At 49.2% G+C, this 16,708-nt stretch carries 11 protein-coding genes; 2 read left to right on the top strand and 9 right to left on the bottom strand.

The features are described from left to right. The first annotated feature begins 3 nt into the window (after nt 1-3). Nucleotides 4-1,878: a diflavin flavoprotein gene (locus ON05_RS26570; RefSeq protein ID WP_010476367.1), complete on the top strand. Its 1,875-nt coding sequence runs from the start codon at nt 4-6 to the stop codon at nt 1,876-1,878. Nucleotides 1,879-1,929: 51 nt separating this feature from the next. Here the strand turns inward: ON05_RS26570 and ON05_RS26565 are convergent, their stop codons facing one another. Both ON05_RS26565 and glp read right to left on the bottom strand, forming a co-directional pair. After that, nucleotides 1,930-3,258 carry an ATP-binding protein gene (locus ON05_RS26565; protein ID WP_029315373.1) on the bottom strand — a complete coding sequence of 443 codons (1,329 nt, stop codon included), beginning with the start codon at nt 3,256-3,258 and terminating at the stop codon, nt 1,930-1,932. A 176-nt stretch (nt 3,259-3,434) separates the two neighbouring features. Continuing rightward, the gene (glp, locus tag ON05_RS26560) at nt 3,435-4,682 is read right to left on the bottom strand and encodes a gephyrin-like molybdotransferase Glp (protein ID WP_010476369.1); all 1,248 of its coding nucleotides are present in this window, start codon (nt 4,680-4,682) and stop codon (nt 3,435-3,437) included. 300 nt (nt 4,683-4,982) lie between these two features. On the opposite strand from glp, the gene ON05_RS26555 reads away from it, so the two are divergent. Then, nucleotides 4,983-5,204: a ferredoxin-thioredoxin reductase variable chain gene (locus tag ON05_RS26555; RefSeq protein ID WP_010476370.1), complete on the top strand. Its 222-nt coding sequence runs from the start codon at nt 4,983-4,985 to the stop codon at nt 5,202-5,204. A 60-nt stretch (nt 5,205-5,264) separates the two neighbouring features. Here ON05_RS26555 and ON05_RS26550 read toward each other — a convergent pair whose 3' ends face one another. The 7 genes from ON05_RS26550 to pheS all read right to left on the bottom strand — a co-directional run bounded on the left by ON05_RS26550 (nt 5,265) and on the right by pheS (nt 16,704). Further along, the gene (locus ON05_RS26550; protein ID WP_010476371.1) at nt 5,265-7,085 is read right to left on the bottom strand and encodes a response regulator; all 1,821 of its coding nucleotides are present in this window, start codon (nt 7,083-7,085) and stop codon (nt 5,265-5,267) included. 127 nt (nt 7,086-7,212) lie between these two features. Continuing rightward, the gene (locus tag ON05_RS26545; protein WP_010476372.1) at nt 7,213-9,303 is read right to left on the bottom strand and encodes a GAF domain-containing protein; all 2,091 of its coding nucleotides are present in this window, start codon (nt 9,301-9,303) and stop codon (nt 7,213-7,215) included. Between the two features lie 349 nt (nt 9,304-9,652). Beyond that, entirely contained in the window at nt 9,653-11,104 is a 1,452-nt protein-coding gene (locus ON05_RS26540; RefSeq protein WP_029315374.1) for a serine/threonine-protein kinase, read from the bottom strand. Between the two features lie 449 nt (nt 11,105-11,553). Continuing rightward, the gene (locus ON05_RS26535) at nt 11,554-13,665 is read right to left on the bottom strand and encodes a M3 family metallopeptidase (protein WP_010476374.1); all 2,112 of its coding nucleotides are present in this window, start codon (nt 13,663-13,665) and stop codon (nt 11,554-11,556) included. Nucleotides 13,666-13,772: 107 nt separating this feature from the next. Then, nucleotides 13,773-14,825: a tRNA dihydrouridine synthase DusB gene (gene dusB, locus ON05_RS26530; RefSeq protein ID WP_010476376.1), complete on the bottom strand. Its 1,053-nt coding sequence runs from the start codon at nt 14,823-14,825 to the stop codon at nt 13,773-13,775. Between the two features lie 15 nt (nt 14,826-14,840). Further along, nucleotides 14,841-15,626 carry a Uma2 family endonuclease gene (locus ON05_RS26525; RefSeq protein WP_010476378.1) on the bottom strand — a complete coding sequence of 262 codons (786 nt, stop codon included), beginning with the start codon at nt 15,624-15,626 and terminating at the stop codon, nt 14,841-14,843. Nucleotides 15,627-15,711: 85 nt separating this feature from the next. Next, complete coding sequence (pheS, locus tag ON05_RS26520; RefSeq protein WP_010476379.1) at nt 15,712-16,704, bottom strand: phenylalanine--tRNA ligase subunit alpha; 993 nt, start codon at nt 16,702-16,704, stop codon at nt 15,712-15,714. Nucleotides 16,705-16,708: the final 4 nt, after the last annotated feature.

The following is a 16,708-nucleotide window of genomic DNA, read 5'->3' as shown; positions in this document are numbered from 1 at the left end:
TTTATGACCCCTTCAACCCTCACTCCTCCCTCTCAGGCCGCACCTGGTAAAGCTAGAGATGTCCAGGTCGTACCGATTGCACCTGGGACATTGGCGTTGCGATCGCGCAGTTGGAATCGCCTCCGATTTGAAATTGAATATGCCCTGGAACGGGGAACTACCGCCAATACCTACATCATCAAAGGCGATAAAACAGCCCTGATTGACCCCCCGGGAGGATCTTTTACAGAAATCTTTTTTCAACAGCTACAAGCCATCTCAGCCCAGTCTAGTACTGCCTTTAAACCGATTTTTGGTCGGCTGTGGGATCAGCTCCGGTGGGTTACCCAGCAGTCTGTTGATTTGGATAATTTTGACTTTGATTTACAAACGCTGGATTATTTGGTGCTGGGTCATGTCAACGCCAACCGGGCTGAAACTCTGAAAGTACTTCTTGATAAAGTGCCTAATGTCACTATCGTTTGTTCAAATCCCGGTGCAGCCGCCCTTAAAACGGCATTGCCGGACTACGAACTGAACCTCAAGATTGTTAGAAGTAGCGCCAGCGATAAAACGTTGGACTTAGGGCAAGGACACCGACTGCAATTTGTCCGGGCCACTACCCCTCGCTATCCCGATAGCCTTCTAACCTACGATTCGGCTACCCGCACCCTCTTTTCCGACAAGTTCTTTGGCATTCATCTTTGTAGTGAGGATGCCTTTGACCATAACACCACCCAACTGAGAGAAGATCGGCGCTATTACTTTGATTGTTTGAAAGCCCCCTATGCTCGCCAAGTGGAGGTGGTGCTTGATAAGCTAGCCCCGTTGGCGATTAGCACCTATGCTCCCAACCATGGCCCCATCGTCCGGTACGGTGTTCAGGAGCTGACTCGGACCTACCGACAGTGGAGTGAAGAACAGCAAAAGAAAACGAGCTCAGTGGCGATTCTCTATGCATCCGCCTATGGCAATACTGCCACTATTGGTCAAGCCATTGCCCGCGGGATTACCAAAGCAGGGGTGGCGGTGCAGGTTATCAACTGTGAAACCGCTAGCCCTAAAGATATTCAGGCTGTTGCCGATAATTGTGAGGGCTTTATTATTGGTTCGCCTACTCTAGGAGGCCATGCCCCAACTCAAATTCAAACGGCTCTAGGTATCCTGTTGTCTACAGTCCCCAAAAGTAAGCCTACAGGTGTCTTCGGGTCTTTTGGCTGGAGTGGAGAAGCGATTGACCTACTAGAGGGCAAGCTGAGAGATGCAGGCTATAGCTTTGGTTTTGACTCGATTAAGGTGAAATTCAAGCCCACCGATGTCACCCTTAAAACCTGTGAAGAAGCGGGGACGGACTTTGCCCAAAAAATTAAGAAAGCGGTGAAAGCTAAGACCCGCAAGCAAGGCTCTGCTCAAGTGGTCACTCAGACCACTGCGACTGAACAGGCGGTCGGACGAATTGTCGGTTCCCTCTGTATCCTGACAGCTAAGCAAGGGGATGTTGAGAGTGGGATGTTGGCTTCATGGGTCTCTCAGGCCACCTTTAACCCACCGGGTTTCACGGTTGCCGTAGCTAAGGAGCGAGCAGTAGAGTCATTACTCCATACCGAAAGTACCTTTGTCCTCAATATTCTCGGAGAAGATAACTATCAGCGGACGATGAAGCATTTCCTCAAGCCCTTTGGTCCTGGCGAAGATCGGTTTCAAGGCATTGAGACGGATACTGCTAGCAATGGTAGTCCAATTCTCAAAGATTCCATCTCTTATCTGGAGTGTGAAGTCGCCAATCGGATGGAATGTGGAGATCACTGGGTGATTTATGCCACCGTTAAAAATGGTGAGGTTTTACGATCTAACGTCAAAACTGCGGTTCACCATCGTAAAGCTGGAACTCGCTACTAACATTAGCGGAACACAAGTCTTGCCATGGATAAAGTAGGCGAGCTATAGCTTTTACAACTTGAAAGAAGCTAAATCATCATTAGCTTGGCTTCTTTTTCCATTTTTAGAGGCGGTTTTGGGGCTGGCTCCGCCATTGGCATCGGTACCAATATTGACCTTAGTGATTAGATCTTTCCAAGAGACTTGGGTATTTTGCTCTAGCACCGCTAACAAATCGACAAAAGCCTTAATGGTATTGCGAGGGGTGCGGAAGTACGCTTCACCAATATAGTCCGAGCAATGGGCCATAAATGCCTGGATGCCCTGATCTGGAAGGCGAGACTTCTTCATATTGCCTTCGGCAAAGACCAGGCGAATTTTGCCCAGCAGCACGTATAGGTCTTCGGGACTCAGGTTTGCTAACCGTAAAACGGGTCCACTGTAATCCACAAGACCATTCCCCGCAAAACTATTCTCGGCCAATCTCGTCTGCAGGGCAGGATAGCTGTACAGTCCGCGGCGTGTATCCATCAAGAAATCAGGGGTACCACCAAACATAAATCCTAAATGACCGGCAGTGCCCTGCAGACAATCATTGAGAATGCGCAGAATTTGTTCATAGTTACTTTTGCGGGCCTGGGTGTTCGAGAGCTTGTAGAGATTTACCAGCTCATCCAAGCAAATCATAAAGCCGTCGTACCCTGCTAGCTTCACGAGTTGGGCAAAGAGCTTGAGCTGATCGTAGACGTTGGTGTCATCGACGATGGTTCTGACCCCTAAGGCCGATCGAGCTTCGGTCTTGGTCGAAAATTCTCCCCGGAGCCAGCGGACTGCATTGGCTTTAAGGGCATCATCCCCACTATCATGGCCGCGCCAGTAGGCGGCAATCACTTCGGCAAAGTCGTACCCACCCACGAATTCGGAGAGATGGGCTAATCGCTCTCGGATAATGTCTTCGGGATTGACTTTGCGATCGCGCCCCTCTGTCATCGCCGATGTCACAAAGCGTTCGACCACGCTGGGCAAGGCTCCGCCATCTGGTTTGGTGCGGGTAGACAGATTGGCCATTAGCTCCGAATATAAAGACTGAGCTTGACCACTAGAGGCATGCAAACGTCGATCTGGCGTTAGGTCCGCATGGGCTGTCACCAGCTTTTTTTCTAAGGCAATGGTGCGGGTCAAATTGATGAAAAAGGTTTTGCCTGAGCCGTACTCACCAATAATGAAACGGATGGCGGCCCCTCCTTCGGCAATGCGTTCGACATCTCGCAGAATGGCTTTAATCTCTTCAGCCCGTCCGACTTGGATTAAATGTTGTCCTTTGCGGGGAACCACGCCCGCTTGCAGGGCCTGAATCACGGCATCCCGGTCTTTGGGTTTAATTTTGATGGCAGTGGCCATGCCCATCACTCCTGCAAACAGTTTGTACGAACGTCGCTGGCTACCTCCCCCATTGCTCAAGACATAGCGCCAGCTTGGCAACAGTTTAGACTGAGGACCCCAGAATGCCAATGGTTGTCTTTGATTTGGCATGAATCAAGGGTAATTTCTCGTGTGATCGAGCTTGCTGGAATAGCTTAGGTGGTGGCTTCCCCCACCTGCATCACCGATACCGACTCTCCAGCCTCCACCGCTGGATGATCAACAGGAATAACGACTAAACCGTTGGTTTGGGATAGATTCATCAAATTTCCAGAGCTATGGCTGCCACCAGCGAGGGTAAATTCATATTGGCCGTCGTCCAGGCTCAACTGCCCCCAGAGATAAATCTCTCTCCGTCCTCCCGCAGGTAAAGGGTGTAAGGTTCTTGCTTCTACAAAACGAGGTCGCCAACTGCCTGACTGGCCAGACACTTTACGGAGGGCTGGCTGAACAAATCGCCAAAAACTGACCAACGCGGAAACTGGATTCCCTGGTAGACCAAAATAGAGAACAGGCTGGCTTCCATCTGCAGTGGGAAAAGTGGCAAAGGTTAAGGGCTTACCAGGCTTAACCGCTACTGACCGAATATGGATATCAGCGTTTAACTCCGCTAACACTTGATCCACATAATCGTAATCTCCTACAGAGACTCCCCCAGAGGAAATCACCACATCGGCCTGGGGAATTGTAGATGCGATCGCAGCTTTCAAATCCTCCACTGTGTCCCCCACCAAATCGATCAGCTGAACTTCGGCTCCCGTTGCCTGTACTAAAGCCGCCAAAGCATAACGATTGGAGTCAACAATTTGTCCGGCCTGCAATGGCTGATCCGGCGCAACCAGCTCATTACCCGTCGATAAAATCGCAACCACGGGCCGACGATAAACAGGAATTTCTGTGCACTGAACCGTTGCCAAAATGGCGATATCTGGGGGCGTTAAAGTCATGCCTTGCTTTAAAATCGGCACTCCTGCTTGGTAATAGGCACCTCGCTTTCTGACAAAGGCTTGGGGTTGAGGGCATTGAAGGATATGAACCTGGTCACCTTGCCGAAGGGTATTCTCCTGCATCACCACCGTATCTGCCCCCTGGGGCACCATGGCTCCCGTAAAGATTCGGGCCGCCTGTCCAGGGGCTAGGGAGAGATTGGGACACGTCCCGGCGGGTATTTCCGTCACCACATCGAGGATAGCTGGAGTATCAGGCCCACAAGCTTGGACATCTGCATAGCGAACAGCATACCCATCCATCGCCGAATTATCCCAATAGGGAAAATCCAATGTACTGGAAATATCAGTGGCCAGAATGCGCTGTTGCGCGTTGAGGAGAGTAGTGATTTCTTGATCTGTAAGGGATTGAGCCGTTTTGAGGATAAGAGACTCTGCTTGGTCAACTGAGAGCATGAGATACCTTTTGGCGCAATGACGATAGGGGAGCGGTTTCTGGGGTTGCCCCTACAAGTTAGGCTGACCCACCTTCATTTTGCAAAAAATAATCGTATTTTCTGTTACATCCCTCTAAGCTCTCATCAGTTGATTGGGGCTTGCTTTGGCTGGTTTTGTAGCCTTGCACTAACCGTAAGATCCTATGATTGCCCCATCAGCAACGGTCCATCTTGTGCAAAGATTAATAGAGATTGTTCTGCACTCTCTCTAGAGATTTGCAAGCAGTTGATGCCCCTGTTTAGAGTAATCGGCTAAGTTATGCAAATAGGCGATCAAGTCCGCGTCAAAGAATCAGTCATTATTTACCATCATCCTGAACATCGAAATAACCCTTTCGATATTAAGGGGACTGAAGGTGAGCTGATTCAAGTCATTAAGGACTGGCAAGGGCGAGAAGTGAGCGCCAACTATCCCTATCTCGTTAAGTTCAGCAAGAAGCTCCGCATTCATTTGGGCGAGCATGAAATAGAGTCTGTCTAGCGTTTCGCCCAATCTATTCCTGAACGCCAAACAATTTCCCGAAGAGAATGGTGAATGCTGCTAGCCTACCAGTGCTTGTAAGGTGGCTAAGAGATTGGATTCATCGTAAGGTTTTGTCAGATAAGCATTAGCGCCCAAGGTCGTCGCTAATTGCCGGTGCTGGTCACTATTGCAAGTGCTTAGCATCACCACTGGCAGGTTCATTATGGCTGGCTGACGGCACCGATATTCTAGAAACTCAAACCCATTCATATTGGGCATTTCTACGTCACAAATAATCAGCTGAATATCTGCCCGCTCTACCTGTTCGATGGCCAATTGACCATCAGCCGCCTCAAGGACGTCGTAGCCGGCTGATTGCAGCGCCGTGCTAACCATCATGCGCACCATTTTGGAATCGTCAACTACGAGTATTGTGGTTTGCGATCGCGTTTTCTTCGAAATTTTGGGAGGGCGTTTGGGCTTTAGACTGACAGATACTGCTGGACTCGATAGCCTTACTGCCTTGGGCATTGGCAGGGGACTTAAATGCAACATTTCATTGAGCAGGGCGGCAATATCAACCACTCCGTACTGCTCCGACTCCAAGGCCGTCTCGCCAGAAAAATAAGGACAATGGATCTGTCCTTCCGGAATTTGCAGAACCAGCTCTGACTCCGTCACTAAGCGGGTGATTTCAACTTCTAAGGCCAGGGTTTGGCCCCCTTGATGAATAATGATCAAGGGAGAACTGCCAAATACCGTCGCACTATTTGCTCCACGTCCAGGCAAGACCGCAGCAGTGAGTCGGGGCCAATGAGACTCCCCTCGATTGAGCAGATGCCCCAATGGATGAATCGGGATAAACTGCTGCTGCCAACTTAAACAACGCTGATGCTCATTGCCCATTAACTGTTCAGCTCTGGGAATGAGGATTTCTGCCACCGCCTCTGACGGAATCGTAAAGAGCAGCCTTTCTTGCTGCCAGACAAATAACTGAGTGGCATTTAAAATCACCTCATCTGACGCTGATAATGACTCAGCAGTGGGAATTTCGGCAGCCATGGGAGACATGGCCGTGGGACTCGATGGAAGATCCAGCTTCTTCGAGCTTTGTGGGTGATGGTCAGCATTTTGCGAACCTGAGTCAGCCTGCAATGCTTGTAAAGCCGTTTTATGGGCGGCTCGAAAGCCAGCCAAAGATAATTGGCCAATCGAAATCGCAGATTGGGGATTGCTATCCAACATGTCTAAGGTCGATTGAGCAATCGTGGTCAGTTCATTGAGCTCTAAGACTTCTCCCCAACCCAATAATGCTTCTGTCAAGGCTTTTAACTCGGCTGCCAGGTCAAATACCTGGGGATTAACCAAGACCTGCTGCAGCTGATCCAAAATTTCCGCGACATCAGAGATCAAGATTAAAGAGGTAACATCACTCCCCCCTGCGGGCAGCATTAAATTACCATTGGTGGCTAACTCATCTTCTGCGACGTCTAAAGCAATGGACCCATGGGAAGAAGACTCTCGTTCTGAAGAAACATCGAGGTTTGAAGACATATCTAAGACAGGTGGACCAGAGATATAAGCCTCTAAAGCGGTTTGCATCTCTTTAAAAGCTTGCCTCAACTGATATGCATCCTCTGGAGTCGTTCCTAAGGGATCTTGCTGTAAGTTCAGCATTAAGCTCGAAAAGATTTGGACCTGATGGGCTAACTGAGTGAGATTGAGGGATTGGGCTCCCTCATATAGGATTTGCGCCATCTCCAGTAAAAAATCGATGGATGTTTTACTCGGAATTTGCAGCACCTCTTGTAAGGTCGTATCAATCTGCAGTAAAAGTTCTAATGCTTCTTGAAAAAACAGTTGATAAGCAGGATCGCGCAGCGGCGTCTCATTAGCCATGTCTGGCTTCCTTGTATAGGTCATGAACTGATTGGCAGATTAGAGGGGAGAGTCCCAACACAAATAAGATGGGACTGAAGACAAGACAAAGCAAAGGATGGAACGTTATCAGAGTCATGAACTAGGCCTAAAAGGAATCTTCCGAGTTGAGGTCGTTATTGACCGTAGCCATGAGCTGATGAACCGCTTCTGCAATTTGGGAAGATTGCGTTGTTGCACTGAGGGTAGTGTTGGCAAGATGATCCAATGTTTTGTGACCTAACACCGATAATTCCACTTGATTTGTAGTGACTTCAGCAATTTGCTGCACGAGATCTAAGACCCGTTGATTTAAGCTATTTAATTCAGCCAACTTGATTTGGGTGCTGCCTAAGGTTTGGGTGTCTACCGCAATCGCGTTTTTCCCACTAGCCATCTCCTGACCCACAGATTGAGTGGTGGTTTGAATATGGCTGACTAAGGGTTTGATATCCGTCAGGGTTGCATCTAATTGCCGAGATAAGCCATGGACCTTTTCGGCGATCTCAGCAAAAGATTGACCTGCAGCACCCGATCGAGCCGCTTCTAGGGCTGCATTCATTGCCTGCAGCTGGACTTGAGACACCACATGCCCCATTAAATCGATCAGCTCACCTAGTTGTTGGGTGGGTTGCTGTAAGGGATGGACCGACTGGTCAACGGTTTCTACCAATTTGGATAGAGACTGTAAATGGTCCACGGTATGGGTCATCCCAGTTTGACTTTCTTGTGTGGCAATCTGCACTTGTTCCTGGGTTTGGGTAATCTCATTGAGGATGACGTGAATTTGATCAGCCGCTTCAGCAATCTCATGCATCTGATCTTGGGTATTAGTGATCGCCATGTTGGCATCTGTGCCAAATAATTCCACCACGCTATTGCTTTCTAAGGAAAGCTGTGAAATTCTCTGCTGTAGCATTTCATAGTCTTGAGCTGCCTGCTGAGTGTGGGCCATCGCGTTGTTATTGGCTTGATCGACTTGAACGAGAAGTCGGGCATGGTCAAGGGCGAACCCAACTTGGGAGGCGACTTGAGCAAAGAAGTTGATTTCTGACTCTTGCCATACTCGGGGTTGGGTACATTGATGGGCAATCAATAAACCAAATAACTTCTCCTCTCGCAGAATTGGCACTACTAAGTTGGCTTTGACTTGAAAGGGTTCTAGTTGAGCCAGATGGCATTTCGTTAAACCTGCCTCGTGGACGTTATTAATGGCTTGAATCCGCCCTGCGCGATACTTCTCCACATAGTTTTCGGCAAAACAGGGGTCTTTAATTTCTGCCCATAATGCTTTAGCAATGCCTGGGATAACGGATTCAGCAATCACCGTGCCATACCAATCTTCATCAAATCCATAGACGATGACCCGATCGGCCTTGATGATTTTGCGAGCTTCTTCCACGGTGGTGTTGAGAACATCATCTTCATTGAGAGAGGCGCGAATTTTGTTGGTGATGTACTTGAGCATCTGTAACTGCTCAATTTCTGAATCTTGCTGGGCCAGTAAGGCCGGGATATAACCTTCGATACTGCGAATATTATGTTCTAGCTGGCTTAAAATATCTGTCTCAGCTGTCTCTGGTTTCACCATACCCGGCCGAATTTGCTGGAGCATTTCATCAGAGACTTGAACTGCTTTCAGTATGGGAGTCGTAGCTCGATGGGCTAACCAAGCTGCGATCGCACCGGCAAGAATAGCTGTAATGCCCGTTCCTATTAATAGGGAAGGGAGTTGCTGCTGAATAGAGCGTTCGGTTGCCTGGAGATCTGGATTGCCAGCTTGCCGCTCCTGAGTCATTTGTTGCTGAACTAATTGCCCACTAAAGTAGGTGACGGTTCCGACTGCAAGAACGGGCAACATACTGACAGCCAAGGCCAGAGACATGGCTTTAGCTTTAAACGGAACCTCTTTATTCTTCTCAGGGCCGGGGGATACAGCCCAGCTAGAAGATTGGGTTGACGTTGTTGAAGTTGAATGTTCGGACTGTGAACTTTGAGCCGTTACCCCACTGGTGACCTCTTCCACACCCTCATCAACGGTAGTCTCTGTTTGCGTATTCCACGGGTCAGCTGTAGGCTCTGCAGCGTCTAAGTCCTGCATGGGAGGGATAGAGACAGCCGATGGTGATGAATCTTGATTGCCAGAAAGATCATCCTGACCAGCCCTATCGATGTCTAAAGGAGTAGAAGAATGTGTCATCACAAAATAGCCTCATTCATATGTAAGCCAAGAATTAACCGTTAGAGGAAGCGTCCCAAAATTTGGATTTCAAGGGTTTATTTAATTCATAAGGTAGAAACAGTTTATAAAACAAAGAGTCAGATGTGTTGTGGAATTTTACCTTGTAGTGATTTTCCAATGTTCAGAGATAATATGCAACGAAGAGATACCCATTGTAAAAATGCCACCCTTGAACCAACCCCAAGTTGGACTATCTTTCATCGGTAAATAACAGTTCTAAGAAGCGAGTAATCGATCCTTGAATGAATCAATTTTTATGTCAGAGAGGTAATCGCTCAAGGTATTTAGGGTCTAGATTCTGCAGAATTCATTCATCAACTGATGATGCCAGACGATGCAGAAGGGTTACAAATCCTAAGCGCCACCATCCACAAACCCCCCGGTCAACCCCTTGACGATTAAGGGGATCAGCAAAACAAGCCGGCAGGTGACCGATCGGTGCACTGAGGGTAAATTTTAAGTTGGCATAGTCCTGCCATTGCTCCTCACTAAACCAACCGACTTGCTTCCCAAAGGTTTGCCAAACGGCATAATCTAACGTTAGAGAACCACCGAGTCGTTGGTAGATTTGTCTTTGAGCTGAAAATCCAAAGTGCCCGCCACTATACTCTGTCCACAAAGAATCTAAAGTTTTTAGATCCTGGAGAGGAAAATTCTGAACCACCTGAATATTGAGGGTCTCTTGTGTGGTCATACCCGCAATTTTTAGCATCAGATTCCAAGTTTCTTGGTCAGCAGCCGCGAAATTTTGCTGGGTTAATAAGTCTTTTAAATGGGTGTAATTTGCCCCTACATCGCTTTTTAGGTCAGGGATTGATGCCGAGGTCGTCATTTTGGGTTGAAGGGGAGACGACAGGGTCTGAAGACTAGGGGAAGGGGTAGATGAAAGGTTGGCGTTGGGACTGAGGGCTTGCCATACTTCGGTGGCTGACTGATACCGTTGTTGAATGTCTGGATGGAGAAGATTATCAAAGATTTGCGTTAATTCAGGGCTAACATTGACCTTGAGGCGATGCCAGACTTGGTGCCGTTGCTGCGCATTGGCGAAAGGGTCTGAGTCTTCTTGGGCCAGATAGCCTGTCAGGAGGCGTATAGCGGTGACCGCCAAGCTATGTAAGTCGCTAGCTGCCTCGACTTGGCCTTTGAGCTGTTCTGGGGATGCATAGCCAGGTGTTCCAGTGACAGGGCGAAACGAGCCTTCCAATTGTAAGGACCCCCCAAAGTCAATTAATACAAGGGATCCGTTCTCTTGACGAAGAATATTGCCAGGTTTGATATCTCGGTGGACGACTTGTCGTTCATGAATAAATTGCAAGATCGGCAGCAATTCTGTAAACAGTTGTTGGATCTGTTGTTCGCTAAAGGGGCCTTTTTCGATGGCTTCTTGAAAGAGATCTTGCCCTTCAATAAATTCTTGGATGAGATATAGCTGTCCGTCCTGTTCTAGGAATGCCAATAACGAAGGGATTTGAGGATGATTGCCCAGTTCTTTTAATATCGATGCTTCTTGGCGAAAAAGAGCGATTGATTTTTCGACCCGGCTTGGATCAAGTTGAGGAGGAATGAACTGCTTGATCACGCATGGGGACTGCAAACGGTGCTCATCTACTGCCGAAAAGGTATTTGAAAACCCCCCTGTTCCCAGGGAGTGAAGAGCACGATAGTGCCCGCCTAGGAGTAGAGACCAACCACATTGTTGACAGGTTGTACTATCACTGGCATTAGAGTGCAAGCACTCAGGATTAAGACACTGAGACATTTCCCAAGGAATAACAGTATGTTTTTCAAACGGCCCATCACAGGAGCTTTGGAGAAGACAACAGTGATGGTACCAGGTCACAGGACAGGGAAACTGGCCTCAAGTCTAAGGGGGGAGACAAGATAATATTCGTATCTCGTGGGGTTTCGCTATCAATCGACGGCACAGAATAGTCTGGTAAAGCTGTTCAGTCCTGATCGAGGGAGTCTCGCAGAGCTGAGGTGGAAAGCTTAAATAAATCTTAATGCTTCCTGGCCATTTACTTCTGTTTATTCTGGCAGTTGTAGTATTTTATCCCTTATTGATAATAAAAATAGGGATAGTGAGAGTGCCTGATGTTCCTTTGGCTTTCCCCTATCCCTGATATCGAATATTCGGATAATGCTAGCGTGGCCAACTTCCAGGCATGTTGTGTTGGGCAATCGCGATTGAAGTTGACCACACGACATTTAGACCTCAGCTTTGAGACCACTATGGCGTAGCAACGCTTCTGTGCTGGGTTCTCGCCCTCGAAAGGATTTAAAGACCTCCATGGGATGTTGACTTCCGCCTAATGCTAAAACGGTGTCGCGAAAGCGGCGGCCCGTCTCTCGAATGGCGGCGTCATTTTCGAGGCCAGCTTCTTCAAAGGCAGAAAAGGCGTCGGCACTGAGCACTTCGGCCCATTTGTAGCTGTAATATCCTGCGGAATATCCTCCGGCAAAAATGTGACCAAAGGAACAGAGGAAAGAATCTTCGGGTAGAGGGGGTAGGACAGTGGTGGTTTTGGCGATGCGATCGCGCACCTGTTTCACTTGCTCAGAACCACCAGGCTCATAGTTATGATGCAATTCCATATCCACCATGCCAAAGTGGAGCTGCCGCAGCATCGCGCTGCCGCTCATATAGGTGCGAGCCGCCAATAGCTTCTGGTAATACTCTTCTGGCAATGACTCCCCTGTCTCATAATGCTTGGCCATCCCCATCAGGGTTTGGCGGTCGTAGCACCAATTTTCCATAAATTGGCTGGGCAGTTCGACGGCATCCCATTCCACATTGTTGATGCCTGCTGCCCCGGCATAATCCACCTGGGTGAGCATATGCTGCAACCCATGGCCGAACTCATGGAAGAGGGTTTCCACCTCTCGGAAGGTCATTAAACTGGGTTTACCATCTACCGGGGGGGTCTGATTGCAAATCAGGTAGGCGACGGGTAAGCGAGTCTTAACCGTATCGCCCCGACGGAACTGGGCACGACCCAAACATTCATCCATCCAGGCCCCGCCCCGCTTCTCTGCAGGTCGAGAGTAGGGATCCAAGTAGAAATGGGCAATGGGTTCTCCCTGTTCATTGGCCACTTGAAAATAGCGCACATCTTCCTGCCAAACCGGTGCTTGGCCATCGGCGGCGGTCACCGTCACCCCAAATAGACGATTGATTAGATTAAATAAGCCATCTAAGACCTGGGGCAAGGGGAAATAGGGGCGCAGTTGCTCATCGGTAATATCAAACTTGGCTTCCCGCTGGCGTTCGGCCCAGAAACTGATATCCCAATGTTTTAGATCGCTGTCTTCCTCAGATCCCTGTTCCTGGGCAAAGGTTTTCAGGGTGTCGAGTTCTGCAGTGGCTTGATCGAAACTGGCTTGTCGAAGCTGCTCCTGTAAGGTTTCAACGGCAGACACCGTGGGGGCCATTTTGCTGGCGAGACTCGCTTCCGCATAGGTCTCGAAGCCGAGCAGCTTGGCTTCTTCTTTCCGCAGCTCCAGAATCCGGTCAATAATGTCGGTGTTATCAAATTCCCCTGCAGAGGCCCGACTAATATAGGCGCGATAGAGCTTTTCTCGTAAGTCACGGCGCTGGCTATGTTGCATAAAAGGGCCAAAACAGGGAATATCGAGGGTCATCAACCAGGGACCATGTTCGGGTGTTGAGTCTTTCTCCCCTACGGCTCGGGCTGCCTGAGCTGCCAGACTTAATAAACTCGGCGGCAAGCCTGCGACTTCCTTGGGATTGGTCAATAAGATATTGAAGGCCTTGGTGGCATCTAAGACATGGTTGGAGAACTGAGTCGAGAGATTCGCTAGTTCTAGCTGAATTTGATTGAACCGCTCTTTTGCTTCTCCAGTGAGACCCACTCCTGACAGCTCTGCATCCCGAATGGCACTCTCCACGATGCGCTGCTGGGCGGGATCAAGCTGAGACCAGTCTGGACTCTGTTGAAGCTGCTTATAGGCATTGTAAATGGGACGACTCTGACTCAAGCGGTTAATAAATTCCACTACCTTGGGTTGGCCTGCTTCATAGGCTTCCCGTAACTCTGGAGAATTCTTGACTCCCATCAAATGCCCGATAATACCCCAGCTCCAGCTCAATCGGTCTCCGAGCTGTTCTAAAGGCTCCACCAATCCCGTCCAAGTGGGTTGGACCTCTGCTTCCAGGGTTTGTAAGTCTTGCTCTAGCTCAGCTAATAACTGGGTGATGGCAGGTAGCACGTGCTCCGCCTCAATTTGGTCAAAAGGGGGTAAGCCTTCACAGAGGAGGAGGGGATTATCCTGGGCGGCGATGGGGGTGTCGTTGCTCATAATGTTCTGTATGTTTGATCAAAGATTCTAGGTCAATCCCATAGTTACTCATGAGAAATGGAGCTACATCGATGGAGCAGTCCATTTCTACATTGTAGGGAACTGGGTTAAGTCTGCGGGGTGGGATTACCGTCTATGGTTTGGTCCAATAAATCTAGACCTTCTTCGACGCTATTGATCCGGCAGAGGCGATCTCGTAATTCAGCCGCACCAACAAACCCCTTCACATACCAAGTCATATGCTTACGGGCTTGATGAATCCCTTTGATGCCTTTGTACTCCCATAACCCTTGCAAATGCTCCCGTGCACATTGCAATCGCTCAATAATGGTGGGCGGGTCTTTTTGCTGTCCAGTTTTTAAGAAATAATCAATTTCTCCCACCAAATAGGGATACCCCAAGGTCCCGCGCGAACACATGACCCCATCTGCCCCAGTCATTTCCAAACAGGCCATCGCCGACTCAACAGAGACAATATCGCCGTTGGCAATCACTGGAATCGACAACTTCTCTTTGACCTGTTTAATCCACTGCCACTGAGCGGGGCCATTGTATCCCTGGGCTCGGGTGCGCCCATGCACCGTAATCATTTTTGCCCCTGCATCCTGCATCCGTTGAGCAAACTCCAGGATATTGATTTCGTCATCTTTCCAGCCAATGCGGGTCTTGACTGTCACAGGCACATCAACCGCTGCCACCACTGCTCGAACAATGGCTTCAGCCGTTTCTGGAGCCCGCAACAGCGAAGATCCACCGCCTTTCTTGGTGATCTTATTGACGGGGCAACCCATATTTAAATCAATGGTGTCTGCACCTTCCTGGACTGCCATTTGGGCGGCTTCTGCTAGAAAATGAGGACGGCAATCAAACAGCTGTACGCTGATCGGCTGCTCATCCAAATCCACATCCATGACTTTGGAGAGTTCACGGGCATGGCAGACCTGGCTAGCGTGGACCATTTCCGTATAGAGCATTGATTCGGGGGCATATCGTCGCACCAACCGTCGAAAGACCAAATCCGTAACCCCCGATAAGGGCGATTGCAACACCCGACTATTTACAGCAAAGGGACCGATCTGAAGGGGGGTAGAGAGGTCAGCTCTTAGGTTGTCTGCTCTTAGGTGGGGAATGGCTTGATCAATTGGTGGCGCAACTATCATAAAAACAAAAAACAGCTAAATTTGATCGGGGTCAATCCCCAATGCTCGTAGTTGTTCTGCCAACCGGGCAGCCTTGGTCTCGGCTTGTTCTAGCTGCTGTTCTGTTTGACCGAGCTGCTGCTGAGCTTGCTCTAGGGGAGTCGGAATCCATTGGTGATCTGTATCCAGCCAGCGCAACCATTCCCAATAAATGCCATCATAATCTCCCTGCCACAGCCCCAGACTTAAGCTCAACTGGGGCAGATGTATGCACTTGTTTTGAATGTCTAGGGACTGATAGTGACCCTCAAGCCATTGATATCCCTGTAATTTGCCACTGTAGCGGTCATAAATTATGTAGTAAGGAATTTTCAAGATCTGTTCATACACCTGCCATTTCGTGGGCGGTTGACCCTCGGCAGCTGTGGTTTGTCCAAGATCTTCCTTTTCCGTTCCTGGAGACAACAACTCCACCACCACCGCAGGCGCGACGCCCTCGTCCCAGACCACATAGCTTAAGCGCAGTTCCGTTTGATTGTAAAAGCGGGGAACGCCCACTGCGGCAAACCAGTCCGGTCGCTTATGCCAGAGGGGATGTTGCAAGTCATAGTAAACATTGAGATCTGTACCGGTAAAAATCTGATCCCGCGCTACATCCGACAGCCGGAAGGTAGCACTCAGAAGCTGAGGCTGTAAATCATGAAATTCGTCCGGCAAACCCAGCTCCTCGGGATACTCACTCGGCAGATCGTACATGGTGGGCCAAGGGGGAGCCGAGGGATGATCTGGATCTAATGGTTTCAAGGAGGGATGCGATCGCACTCCAGTATCCTCATAGAAAAGACATCCGCTACCTAGATTCTAGCCGTCCCACCCTCAATCTAGGATCAAGCCCGAGAAGCCATACCTAAAATTGACGCAAGAAACGCAAATCACTGGTATATAACCGTCGAATATCATCAATCTGGTGAAGGACCATCGCAAATCGCTCCACCCCGAAGCCTGCAGCAAACCCAGTATAGACCTCTGGATCATAGCCCACGTTTTTGAGGACATTGGGATCGACCATGCCGCAACCCAAGACCTCAAGCCATCGGCCCTTCCACTGCACATCCACCTCAGCAGAGGGTTCAGTAAAAGGAAAATAGCTCGCTCGAAACCGGATGGGCACCTCACCAAACATTTGCTCAATAAAAACTTTGATCGTGCCTTTGAGATCCGTAAAGGTCAGCCCCTTATCCACTGCTAAAATCTCAATCTGGTGGAATACAGCAGCGTGGGTGGCATCTTCAGTATCCCGACGGTAACAGCGCCCAGGGGCTGCAATCCGAATGGGTGGTTCGTGGTCTTCCATGTAATGAATCTGAACCGCAGAAGTATGGGTGCGGAGCAGATTACCATCCGGGAGATAAAACGTATCTTGCATATCCCGTGCTGGGTGATCAGGCGGGGTATTTAGGGCTTCAAAGTTGTAGTAGTCCGTTTCCATCTCAGGCCCTTGGGCAATGGTATACCCCAAGCCCACAAAGATATCTAAGGCTTTATCGATGGTGCTATTCAGGGGGTGAATATGCCCTTGAGGAACGTAGGTCCCAGGCATAGTCACATCCAGAGTCTCTGCAGTCAGTTGAGCAGCAATAGCAGCCTGATTGAGATCCGATTTTTTTTGTTCTAACCCCTGTTGCAGCGCTTCCTTGACCTGGTTAGCTAATCCCCCAATCTTGGGACGCTCCGACGCATCCAGCTTGCCCATTCCCTTAAGGATCTGAGACAGCTGGCCTTTTTTACCCAAATAGCTCACCCGCAGTGTTTCTAAGGCATCTAGGGTATCCGCAGTGGTTATAGCTGCAGCAGCCTCTGTTTGAAGCTGTTGCAACTGAGTTTCCAGATCACTGGTCATGACG

The organism is Acaryochloris sp. CCMEE 5410 (genome assembly GCF_000238775.2).
Classification (GTDB): Bacteria; Cyanobacteriota; Cyanobacteriia; order Thermosynechococcales; family Thermosynechococcaceae; genus Acaryochloris.
The sequence above is the reverse complement of the archived record's forward strand: the minus strand, read 5'-3'. Positions and strand labels throughout refer to the sequence as shown.